General features: G+C 48.0%; 4 protein-coding genes (1 of these 4 running past the window's edge). All 4 read left to right on the top strand.

What is annotated here, in order from left to right:
* The first annotated feature begins 1012 nt into the window (after positions 1 to 1012).
* Positions 1013 to 1837, top strand: coding sequence for a thioesterase II family protein (locus NLX82_RS24605; RefSeq protein ID WP_023988445.1), 825 nt, complete (start codon positions 1013 to 1015; stop codon positions 1835 to 1837).
* Between the two features lie 216 nt (positions 1838 to 2053).
* On the top strand, positions 2054 to 3949 hold the full coding sequence (locus NLX82_RS24600) for an ABC transporter ATP-binding protein (RefSeq protein WP_254349204.1): 1896 nt from the start codon (positions 2054 to 2056) through the stop codon (positions 3947 to 3949).
* Positions 3924 to 5789 carry an ABC transporter ATP-binding protein gene (locus NLX82_RS24595; protein ID WP_028541394.1) on the top strand — a complete coding sequence of 622 codons (1866 nt, stop codon included), beginning with the start codon at positions 3924 to 3926 and terminating at the stop codon, positions 5787 to 5789. Before NLX82_RS24600 ends, NLX82_RS24595 begins: the two co-directional genes overlap by 26 nt.
* Positions 5790 to 5839: 50 nt before the next feature.
* Positions 5840 to 13247 carry the 5' portion of a non-ribosomal peptide synthase/polyketide synthase gene (locus NLX82_RS24590; protein ID WP_254349203.1) on the top strand. It continues 34826 nt past the right edge of the window, so only the first 7408 of its 42234 coding nucleotides appear in the window; its start codon is at positions 5840 to 5842; its stop codon lies off the right edge, out of view.

Here is a 13247-nt window from a genome sequence, read left to right as displayed (position 1 = left end):
CCAGCGCCGATGGTACTTGGACCGCAGGGTCCTGGGAGAGTAGGACGTCGCCAAGCAAGATAAAAGAGCACAGCCTTGATGGGCTGTGCTCTTTTTGTATACCATAAGGCTTTCGCGTTTTGGAAAATATACAAGAAACCCATACATATACTCCATTCCACTAAATTAATATGATTGGGGGATAACTACAATAAAGCTTACAACACTCTGCATATCGACCGATAGTGAAGTCAAACATAATGAAATTTATAAAGCAGCAAGTCTCCAACAACAGGGAGCCTTGCTGTTTGCCGTTACTGTTTTTTGAGGGGGAAGATTAAAAGTAAGGCTATAAATTTCTAGAGAACAGGTACTTTTGAAGCGAGATAGAAACGTTTCTATTAGAGTTTGAAAAGAAAATTCATAGCTTTGGGAGAGAAAAACTCAATCCGAACTGAATTTTTTAGACGAAGAGTCAGAAAAAAATATGCAAAATATGGCCCTTTAGGACTATGAAATAACAATATTTATTACAAAATTAAAGAGTTATTAATTTTGGTTTATGTGAGCTTGATACAAATTCGATCCATTATTTAGGAGGTTAAAGAGAGTTGCGGAAAAAGGCGGAATTTGTCGGATGATATCAGGTTGAATTTGTTACATTTATGTTAATGGCATGTAAAGATAAAATTGTTGTAGGATAAGGGGTTGGAGCTTCAATGTAAATCATAATGAGTTTAGTTTTACAAAATTCGTGAAAACCAAAAATTTCGTTTTAAACTAAATTAACAGATCATGATTGACAGATAACTAATACAAAAAGTGAAATTGTTGCTTTTGAAGTTTGGAAACAAATAACATAATATGGATTTTGTTTTATTTTTATGAGCTCCATCAATTTAGCCCTTTTGTCCCATGCCAAGCGGTTTTAAAGTTTGTATATTTAAAAACAGTTAGAAAGTGCTGGAAGAAAAAAAGAGATATAAGGATTTACTGTAAAATTATGAACTGCATAGAGGATGGAGGAATTCATTTGACAACTCGATCACAATCTTGGTTCGCAAAAACAGAGGTCCAACCGACTGCGAAGCTCCAACTATTTTGCTTCCCCTACGCTGGTGGTGGCGCTTACATATTTAACTCTTGGAAGTCTAGGTTCGCGCCTGATATTAACGTGTTGCCTATACAACTTCCAGGACGTGAAAGCCGCTCAACAGAAGCTCCAATGGATACTCTTCAGGACATCGTTCAATCGTTGATTCCCGCTATGGCCCCATACATGCATAAGCCGTTCGCTTTTTTTGGGCACAGTATGGGTGCACTGATTGCATTTGAAACAGCACGACAGTTGTACAGCAAAACTGGAAAGCTACCTGTGCATATCATCATATCTGGTAAATCCGCACCACATCTTCCATACTCCAAAAAACGACTCCATGATTTAGCAGACGATTCTTTCACCGAAGAGCTTCGTTTGATGCAGGGAACACCTGAAGAGGTGCTGCAAAATGCAGAATTGATGCAAATTATTATGCCTCGTCTGCGTGCAGATTTTAAGGTATGTGAAACTTATGTTTATCAGCCGGGAAATCCACTGGTATGTCCGATGACCGTTTTAGGCGGAATGATGGATTTTGAGGTTAGCACAGATTCACTCCATGCCTGGCAACAGCATACGACATCACCTATGGATGTTCAGATGTTCGAAGGTAATCACTTTTTCATCCATGAACAAGAACAAGAAGTTATGAGCGCAGTCGAGAACATTCTTTCTACATCCTCGCCGATGGCCCACGCGGCGGCAGCTCATACAGCTTACAACACAAGCACCCTACAACCACGATTCAGACAGAGTTGAATGTCCCACACATCACGATACACTTCGTTATTACCATCTCAGCAACAATCGACAACCAACCCACAAACAAGATGCAAATTCCAGCATAGTTCAAAATCGCATTTTATTCTGTACGGATACTCATGCATCCAAACCCAGAGTTTATCTCAACGACGTCCACAGCCAATATAAAAAGTTCCCACTGAAAAAGTGTGGGCAACGAAAAGAGGGATGCCCTTGTTTCGATCAAATTCTGCTTTTCGGAGACTCGCACGTTATGTAAGGCCGTATAATCTATGGGTTTTCATAACGGTGATCGCCTCCTTGTGTTTGGCAGCTATTGACATTATTTTGGGTAAGGCTATTGAGCAAATGGCACAGGGGACATTCTCCTCTACCCAGAACATGATCTATCTGGTTGTTGGTATGACGCTAATTGGAATGCCCTGTAAGTTTGTGATGAGGTACGCTTCAGCGCGTTTTAGTGTTAGTGCTCTGCGCGACTTGAGAGGCGATCTCGTACATAAGTTTTGCGATTTACCGGTTTCCAGCGTGGAAAGGAAATTTACCGGAGATTTGGTATCCCGTCTAACCAATAATACGGCAGTATTACAGAACTTTTTTATCCAGCAGTTTTCCAATCTGTTTTATTTACCGCTTGTGTTTACGGCATCACTCATATTGCTTTTACTGACAAGCTGGAAACTGATATTGGCAAGTCTTGCGCTCATGCCAATAGGAATGATCATAACATCACTAATGAGCAAGCCGATTGAAAAATATTCCGCAGATCTTCAGGAGAAAATTGCTCATTTGAACGCTGTGGGGCAAGATGCAATCGGAGGAATCCCTATCGTCAAGGCATTCAATATGCAAGCTGTGCTGTTGAAGAAGTATATGGTGATTATGGAGGAGGTCGTCAAGCGCGGCTTAAGGCTAGAAAAGCGCTATGCAGCCATTACTCCAGTAGGTGTGATGATGCTGGCAACACCAATTATTTTGGTCATTGTATACGGAGGATACCTGATACAACAAGGAGAGCTGAATGCTGGAGGCATTGTACTTTTTTTATACCTGATTTCGTTCATATTACAGCCGATTGCCATGCTGCCGACAATCATTTCGCAAATGAAGGAAGCGGGTGGAGCCGCAAAGCATTTGTTTGAGGTGCTGGATTGGCAGAATGAACGTCAGAACGGCGAAATGACCTTGGTAGATCAGAGGCGAGAGAATAGGGCACCTCATTTGAAAGACGATGCAGATGGGGAAGCCAACCGAATGAGTGAAGGCGGAGCAGAAAGCGATGATGACGTTGATAGTGTTGCTGTAGTCAGTTTTGAGCATTTGACCTTTGGCTACGATGAAGGGAACACAGTGCTGAAGGATATCAGCTTCCAGGCAGGGCAAGGGGATATGGTGGCGATTGTCGGTGCCAGCGGTGGCGGTAAAAGCACGATTTTCAAGCTGCTTTGCGGATTTAATGAGCCTGGAGAGCATGCCGGAACCATTCAACTATTTGGAAAGAGTTTGACAGATTGGAATTTAACAAGCCTGCGCAGTCATATTTCGATGGTATCTCAGGAGTCGTCGCTTTTTCCGGCCACCATTGCAGAAAATATCGGATATGGACGTCTGGAGGCGACTCGGGAAGAAATTGTCGAGGCGGCGAAAGCGGCACATGCGCATGATTTTATTGTTCAACTTCCCGAGGGCTATGAAACCCTGTTGAGCGAGCGGGGAGGCGGATTGTCTGGCGGTCAAAAACAGCGTATTTCTATAGCAAGAGCATTACTGAAAAATGCTCCGCTGCTTTTATTGGACGAGCCGACTTCAGCACTCGATAGTCAGTCGGAGGCTCAGGTGCAGAATGCGATGAATGCGGTAATGCAAAACCGGACGGTACTGGTCATTGCTCATCGACTGTCAACCGTACGTAAGGCGAACCGTATTATTGTACTCGATCAGGGGAGCATTGTGGAATCGGGTTCTCATGAGGAATTACTAGGTCGTGATGGTGTGTACCGAAAGCTGTATTTGAAAAATTTTGAAGAAGAACAGCATACGGCGGAAAACGGTAATTCGTTGCCTGAGGAAAGGAGTGAGCGTCGTGACCTTCAAGCAGGGGTTTTATGAATTTAAGCAGTTGATGTCCCTGATGAAGCCGCATCGAAAATGGTATTTTACCGGGCTGGTTGGCAATAGTCTGACCAATGCCAGCATCACGATTTTACTTTCTTTCGTGGTGCATTATTTGCTGAATTTTGCGGTTAATGGCGATGTACAGGAGCTATACCGAGCGGTCTATTTGGTCAGTGGTACATTTTTGGCATTAAGTCTTATTTCCCCCCTGTGCAGCTATATGTATAAACGGTGTGTAAAGCTGGCGATTGCCGATGTACGAATGAAACTATTTGGCCACATTGTCAAGCTATCGTACGAAAAAGCCGAAAAACACCATTCGGGTGATCTTGTATCCCGTATGACGAACGATGTACAGGCGCTGGAGCAGGCTTACACCGTTCATATCCGCTCGATTATACTAGAAATTTCGCTTTTCTTGGGCTCGTTGGTCATTTTGATGGTTCTGGATTGGCGATTTGGGATTATGGCGGTTTTACTTGGGCTGGCTTCAGCCTGGATAAACGCTCATTTCGCGAAGAAAATGCGAAAGACGAGTGAAGAGTTACAGGGACGGATGAGCAGGTTCACGGAACGATTGAGTGATTTGCTTTCCGGTTTGCAGACGGTGAAGTTGTTTGGGTTGAGGACAAAGGTAGGTGGACTTTGTAACGATGCAAGCGAGGACATAAACCGCATCAGCATTCGGCAGGGACGTCATATGGGCTTGCAGGATATGTGCAATTTTGTCATAGAGTTCATCACGCTGGGCGGTGTGCTTGTCGCCGGATTGATTCTGGTATCGCAGAAGCAAATGGAACTGGGGGTATTGGGACAGATTGTGCAGCTGCAAACCGGTATTTCAACGGTGTTTTTGGAGCTAGGGGCGGCTGTAACACTGTTACAAAACTCCTTGGCAGGCTTGGCGCGTATCCGCGAAATTCTGGATGAGTCGAAGGAAGAGGAGCAGTTCCCCGCGGCTAAAAAGAAGGGACCGCTGACTAGGCTTATCGATCCCGAGACGGCAGCTTTATCAGCCCGTGAATCTGGGGGATTCTATGGCGATGTTGAGAGCTTGCGTTCAGACCACGCCATTGAACAGACTCCGGCTGCGCTGGAGCTGCACGACATCACCTTTGGCTATCAGCCTGACCATCCAACGCTGCAAAGGTTAAACTTGGTCGTGCCAGAAGGGCAGGTAACCGCGCTTGTCGGCCCGAGTGGTGGTGGCAAAAGCACAGTCATGAAGCTGTTGCTGGGATTTTACCCACCGGACGAAGGTGTGCTGCGGGTTCGTGGTCGCTTGGCAGAAGAATTTCCGTTGGATGAGGTCAGGGATTTAATGGCCTATGTACCACAGGAGGCTACGCTGTTCCACGGTACAGTAGCGGATAATATCCGTTTTGGCTCACCGGCTGCCACGGATGAAGAAGTAGAGGCTGCGGCCAAAACAGCCTATGCCAGCGGCTTCATAGGCGAGCTGCCAGAGGGGTACGACACGATTGTCGGTGAACGCGGAGCCAATTTGTCCGGCGGTCAAAGACAGCGGATCGCAATTGCCCGTGCTTTGCTCAAAAATGCACCGATTTTGCTGTTGGATGAAGCGACCTCGGCTTTGGATGCAGAATCGGAATATGAAGTCCAGCAGGGCTTAAATGAGCTGATGAAGGATCGTACGACATTAGTTATTGCCCATCGATTGTCTACGATTGAACGGGCGGATACGATCTGTGTCCTTGCCGATGGCGAACTGAAAGAGCAGGGTACCCATGATCAGCTCCTTGCCGAGGGAGGTCATTATGCAGAGCTGTATGAGCTTCAATTTCGAAAGCATCCCGAGGAACAAACCGCATAAATATGCGAATTTCCTTTTTACCAATATCTATTTTGCGAGGAGAGAAACGGATGACACAGCAAGATGTTCAATTGTTTTCGCTAAGCCAGCCACAGCAACGGATTTGGTATACGGAGCTTCTGTATCCTAATCGGAATACATCAACAATTATTGCAACAGTAAAAATCAGGGGAACTGTTCGTATAGATGCCTTGCAGCAAGCAATGAACCGGGTGATTGCCCAAAATGATTCTTTCCGTATCAAGATCACTGCTCAGGATGGGATTCCATATCAATATGTAGAGCCGTTTACGGCGGAAAATATAGAAACGCTCCAAGTTGCCCCGGAAGAAGCGAATGTATGGTTAAAGCGCCATAATCCACAGCCATTCTCATTGTTGGATTCGCAGCTGTACCGATTTGTTATCTTGCAGCTCGCAGCAGAAGAAACATGGTTTAATTTTAAAATGCATCATATTATTTCAGACGGTGTGTCCATGAATCAGGCCATTAATGAAATCACCGGACATTATATGGATATTGTGCATGGTACAGGTCAAGATGCACCGACCAAAGGCAATCCATATCTGGATTTTATCCAGGTAGAGCAAAGCTATGAGCAATCAGACCGTTATCAAAAGGACAAAACGTACTGGACAGAAAAGTTTGCCGATTTGCCAGAGACTACAGGTTTGAAATCATATAACCCGCTGACACTGAGCACAGCTGCACGCCGGGAGAGCTTTATACTGGAACATGAGTTGTATCGTGGTGTTACGGCTTTTTGCGAGGAACATAAAATTAGTATTTTCACGTTCTTCCTGGCGGCTCTGTATATTTATTTGCATAAAGTGACGGGAGAGCAGGACCTAACCGTGGGGACACTCTATGCCAACCGTACGTCTAAGAAGGAAAAGGATACCATCGGTATGTTCGTCAGCACCGTGGCTACGCGTCTGTTGGTCGAACCAGAATCCGAACTGCTGACCTTCTTGCAAGGTGTAGGGAAGGAGCAGGCGTCCATTTTGCGGCATCAGCGTTACCCATACAACAAAATTATTCAGGATTTGCGTGAACAGCAAAGCAGTCTGGACATTCAGCGTCTGTTTGGTGCTTCCATCCAGTATCGTACATTGAGTTTCTCCCGGTTTGATGAAGCCATTCAGCAGGTAGATAACGATTTCTGCGGAGATACGGTGAACGACTTCGATATTCACATGGTTGAAATGCTGGATGACGATAGACTCGTGCTGTACCTAGATTATCGTACCGAGCTGTTTAGTGAACAGGAAATTGCTCGAATTATTCGACAATTTTTGAGTGTGGCGGAGCATATGGTGCAGGGCCCACACAAGCGGATACAGGAATTGTCGCTGATCAGTGAGGAAGAACGGGCACAAATCGTCGACGTATTCAATGCTACTGCGGTGGAATATCCACACGAAGCAGGCATTCATGAGTTGTTTGAGGAACAGGCTGAACGTACACCGAATCAGACAGCAGTCGTGTTCGGAAATGCCCGTTTAACTTATGGCGAACTGAATGTAAAAGCAAATCGACTGGCTCACACGTTGCGCGGACACGGTGTTACCGCCGAGCAAACTGTAGGTATCGTTGCTGAGCGTTCCACGGATATGATTGTCGGCATGTTGGCGATTCTCAAAGCGGGCGGCGCATATGTGCCGATTGACCCTAATTATCCGGCTGAACGTGTCCGTTACCTGCTGGAAGATTCGGGGGCGAAGTTGCTGCTGGTGCAGCATGCAGAACAGCAACTGGAGGAATACACCGGAATCGTACTGGATCTGAGCGATGCTAAGGTGTACGGGGCAGAGAATGACCAAGGCTTGAATACCGTACATTGGGAGCAAAACGGGGCTTATCATGCGGATTATACCAATTATACAAATCTGAAAAATGAGATTTCAAATGAATCATCCTCGTCTGTCGTAGACAGCACTGCTGGAGAACAAGAACGTAAATTTGGAAACCGACTAGCTTATTTGATGTACACTTCGGGCACGACCGGACAGCCCAAAGGGGTTATGGTAGAACATCGCAATGTCGTGCGTTTGGTGAAAAGTACAAACTATGCGCAATTGGATGCTGATACACGCATTTTGCAAACTGGCGCCGTTGTCTTTGACGCGTCCACCTTCGAAATTTGGGGTGCGCTATTGAATGGTGGACAGCTCGTGCTGGTAAGTCAGGATGTCATTTTGGACGCTCCAAAGCTCAAGGAAGCCGTGCGCAACCATGGTATCACGACAATGTGGCTGACTGCGCCGCTCTTTAACCAGCTATCTCAGCAGGACTTGGAGCTGTTCGAGGGGGTACAAGAACTGCTGGTCGGTGGTGATGTGCTGTCCGTACCGCACATTAACCGGGTGCTGGAGGCTCATCCGTCCCTGCGGATCATTAACGGCTATGGGCCGACAGAAAATACAACTTTTTCTACAACTCATGCGATTGCCAGCGTGCAATTGGAAGCGGTGCCGATTGGGCGTCCGATTCACAACTCCACAGCGTATGTCGTAGACCGTTCCATGCAGCTTCAGCCTGTCGGGGCATGGGGGGAGTTGATCGTCGGCGGCGACGGGGTGGCACGTGGCTACCGGAACCGTCCGGATTTAACGGCTGAAAAGTTTGTAGACAGCCCGTTCCGCAGCGGAGAGCGCTGCTACCGCACAGGCGATTTGGTGCGCTGGAATGAGGACGGGACGTTGGAATACAAAGGACGGATTGACGCACAGGTGAAAATCCGGGGCTACCGGATTGAGTTGGGCGAGGTGGAAGCACAGCTGCTGAAGCTGGAGGCGGTGCAAGAAGCCGTCGTCATTGCACGTGAGGATGAGCAGGGGCAAAAGCAGCTCTGTGCATATGTAGTCACCCTTGCGAATATCGCGGCTAGCGAGCTGCGAAGTGCCTTGAGCCAAGAATTGCCGGGTTACATGGTACCGTCATATTTTGTGCAGTTGGAGCAATTGCCGTTGACACCAAATGGCAAAGTGGATCGTCGGGCATTGCCGCAACCAGAAGGAAGCGTGGATTCCGGTGAGGAATACGTAGCGGCACGTAATGAGGTAGAACGTACGCTAGTGTCTGTGTGGCAATCTGTACTTGGTATTGAGCATATTGGTGTGCTGGATAACTTTTTCCATCTGGGGGGCGACTCGATTAAGGCCATCCAGGTGTCTTCAAGACTGCTGCAAAATGGTTACAAGCTGGAAATGAGGGAGTTGTTCCAGTATCCGACGATTGCTGAGCTGAATGGACGAGTGCAGCGGGTGAGCCGTGTTTCCGATCAAGGAGAAGTCAGTGGAAACGTGGCATTAACACCGATTCAACACTGGTTCATTGAACAGCAGCCATCCAATCCTGAACACTATAACCAGGCTCTGATGCTGCATCGTGAGGATCGATTGGATGAAACGGCGCTTCGTCAGGCACTGCAACGCATTGTCGAGCACCATGATGCTTTGCGCATCGTATTCCGCCAAAATGCGGACGGTGGGTATGAAGCATGGAACCGTGGCGTGCAAGAAGGAGAATTGTACAGCCTCGAAGTAGTTGATTTTACAAATGAGTCTGACTTTGCTCATTTGCTGGAGGACAAAGCCAGCGAAATTCAAAGCAATATCCGTCTAGATGAAGGCCCTTTGGTGAAGCTGGGTCTGTTCCGTTGCACCGATGGAGACCATTTGTTGGTAGCGATCCACCATTTTGTGGTCGACGGCGTGTCTTGGCGTATTTTGCTAGAGGATTTGGCATCCGGTTATGAGCAGGCTTTACAGGGCGAGTCTGTCCGTTTACCCAACAAAACGGATTCCTTCCGTCTGTGGGCAGATCAGCTATCCGCTTATGCGAACAGTGGAGCGTTGGAGAATGAGCGTGCGTATTGGGAGCAGATTGAGCAAGCAGGGAAGAGTCAGGCATCCTTGCCTAAAGATTACACTCGTAAATCTCAGGCTAAGCCACAGCTTCGCGATGATCGGACACTGACAGTAGCGTGGACGGTACAAGAAACGGAACAATTCTTGAAACAAGCTCATCGCGCCTACAATACGGAAGCAAACGACCTGTTGCTGACAGCTCTGGGCACTGCAATTCAGGAGTGGGCAGGCATCCGTCAGGTGCTTGTAAATCTGGAGGGGCACGGACGGGAAGCCATTTTGCCGGATGTAGACATTACGCGTACGATCGGTTGGTTTACCAGCCAATTCCCGGTTGTACTCGATATGGGCGAGGAACAGAATGTGGGACGGCGTGTCAAGAACGTCAAAGAAGGACTGCGCCGTTTGCCGCATAAAGGGATTGGATACGGGATTTTGAGATATCTTGCTGACAGGGAAGGGGAAGCACCTTTTATCAGCGAGCCGGAAATCAGCTTTAACTATCTCGGACAATTCGATCAGGATTTAAAGAATAATGCCTTTCGCATGTCTCCTTATTCCATCGGAGCTTCCATTAGTGACACGTTAACCAAGCGGTATGCTCTGGATATCAACGGCATGATCACGGACGGTGCACTGGAGTTGACGATCAGCTACAGCAACAAAATGTTCATGAAAAAGTCAATCAAAAAGCTGGCTGATCTGCTTCAGGAGAGCTTGCGTGAGGTATTGGCTCACTGTGTGGAAAAAGAGTTGCCAGAGCTGACGCCAAGCGATTTGTCCTTCCAAGGACTGACGGCTGTAGAGCTGGATCATATTGTAGAGCAGACGGCTGCTGCGGGAGAACTGGAAAACATTTATTCGCTCACACCCATGCAAAAAGGGATTCTGTTCCACGGCTTAATGGAGCCGAAATCCGGGGCGTACTTTGAGCAGGCGACATTTGATCTGCAAGGCAGCTTTCAAGTGGAGGCTTTTGCCGAAAGTTTAAATCAACTGGTGGATCGACATCAAATATTCAGAACGAATTTTTATAGCGGCTGGAATGAGCAGCCTTTACAGGTGGTGTACCGCCACAAACATGCCGGGTTCCGTTTAGAAGATGTGCGTTCAATGGGACAAGAAGAGCAGGACGCATACATTGCTGATTTTGCTGAGCGTGACAAAGTCGAAGGTTTTAATTTCAGCTCAGGCGAGCTGATGCGGGTGTCTGTTTTGCGTACAGGCGAGGAGTCGTACCGTTTTGTATGGAGCTTCCACCATATTTTGATGGACGGCTGGTGTTTGTTCCTGGTTGTGGGGGAAGCATTTAATACGTACTTTGCCATCCTCGAAGACCGCAAGCCGGAGCTTGTCCCGATAACGCCATACAGCGAATATATTGAATGGCTGGAGCGACAGGACAACGCGGAGGCTGAACGGTTCTGGAGTGATTACTTTGCTGGTTTCGAGCAGCAGACGGTATTGCCGCAGGCAAAACAGCTGGACGGTCACGCTAAAGAATATGAAGCGGACAAGCTTTCGTTTACACTGGGCCGCGAAGTGACGGAACGGATGAACAAGCTGGTTAAGCAAAAGCAAGTGACGGTCAACACCCTTCTGCAAGCAGCATGGGGCGTTGTGCTGCAACGGTATAACAACAGTCGGGATGTTGTATTTGGCAGTGTCGTATCCGGCAGATCAGCGGATATTCCGGGCATAGACAAAATGATTGGTTTGTTCATTAATACGGTTCCTGTACGGATTCACAGTGAGAAAGATATTACGTTTGCTGCGTTAATGAAGCAGATACAGGAGCAGGCACTGGCTTCCCGTGCTTATGAAACCTATCCGTTGTATGAAATTCAGGCCCTGACAGAGCAAAAACAGGACCTGGTGAACCATATTATGGTGTTTGAAAACTACCCAGTGGAACAGCGTATGGAGCAAATGGGTAGCCGTGGTGAGAATGGTTTTACGATTACAAATGCTTCCGTATCGGAGCAAACGAACTATGATTTCAACATTACGGTTGTGCCGGGTGATGAAATTCATGTCCATTTAGAGTACAACGCGCGAGTATTGGAACGTACAGCTATAGAGCAAATCCGCGGGCATTTGCTGCATATTATTGAAGAAGCGATTAACAGACCAGATGCGCTGGTAGATGAGCTTGAGTTGGTGACTGCTTCGGAAAAAGCGAAAATCATCGACGGTTTTGGATCAGTGGGCGTATCTGCATGGAGTGATGAAAAGCAATCAGAAGGGTTGTTCCACGCCTATGTGGAAGAACAAGCGCAGCTTGTGCCGAATCACGTGGCAGTTGTATACGAGGAGCGGCAGCTTACGTATCGCGAGCTGAACGAGCGTGGGAACCAACTTGCTCGTAGATTGCGGAATGAAGGCATTGGGCGCGAATCCATTGTTGGTATTTTGAGCGAGCGCTCGGTGGACATGCTGGTCGGCGTATTGGCGGTATGGAAAGCCGGAGGTGCATATGTACCTTTAGATGCGGATTATCCGTCTGACCGTATCCGCTTTATGCTGGAGGACAGCGGCGCTAGGGTGCTACTGACTCAAACAGGTTTGCAGGAGCGTGCCCAAGCATGGCTGAATGAAAGCCGATGGGCTTTGGCCGAAGGAAAGGCTGAGGGTGAGCTGGAAACGGCGGTTAGCATTGAAACGATGGAAAGAGACAGCCTTAATGAGGGATTAAGCTTGAAATCAGATTCGGAGTCTGATAGCGAAGCAGCATCCGAATCCGCAGCGAACTTGCGTCTGCACACCGTACTGGCGCTGGACGATGAGTCGTTGTACACCGGGGATGCCACGGATGTGGAACATATCAATGAGCCGCAGGATCTGGCGTATGTGATCTACACGTCCGGTACAACGGGGCGTCCAAAAGGGGTCATGATTGAGCATCGCAGCTTGGTGAATACGGCTGCGGCCTATCGCCGGGATTACCGTCTGAACCAGTTCCCGGTACGCCTGTTACAGCTGGCGAGCTTCTCCTTCGACGTGTTCGTCGGCGATATCGCGCGGGCGCTCTATAACGGTGGCACGATGGTCATCTGTCCGAAAGATGATCGCATTGACCCAAGCCGTCTATACGGCTGGATTCGCGACTATCAGATTACGGTGTTCGAATCAACCCCGGCCTTGATTGTACCGTTTATGCAGCATGTGCATGAACACGGGCTGGACATGAGCGGTCTGGAATTGCTGATCACCAGCTCGGATAGCTGCAGCGTGACGGATTACCGAGTGCTGCAAGAACGATTTGGTGCGGATATTCGCATTATGAACAGCTATGGCGTCACGGAAGCGGCAATCGACTCCAGCTTCTACGACGAAGAACTGTCGAAGCTGCCGGACAGCGGCAGTGTGCCGATTGGTCAGGCGTGGCTGAACGCACGATTTTACATCGTGGACAGCCAGTTGAATCCGGTGCCGATCGGCGTACTGGGCGAGCTGTGCATTGGCGGTGCCGGGGTGGCACGGGGATACCTGAACCGTGCGGATCTGACGGCCGAGAAATTCGTAGCGAACCCGTACGTAGCGGGTGAACGATTGTATCGCACAGGTGACCTCGCGCGGTGGATGC

This window comes from Paenibacillus sp. A3M_27_13, from assembly GCF_024213315.1.
GTDB classification, from domain to species: domain Bacteria; phylum Bacillota; class Bacilli; order Paenibacillales; family Paenibacillaceae; genus Paenibacillus; species Paenibacillus polymyxa_B.
Note: the sequence above shows the minus strand (reverse complement) of the source record. Positions and strands in the feature narration are given on the sequence as shown.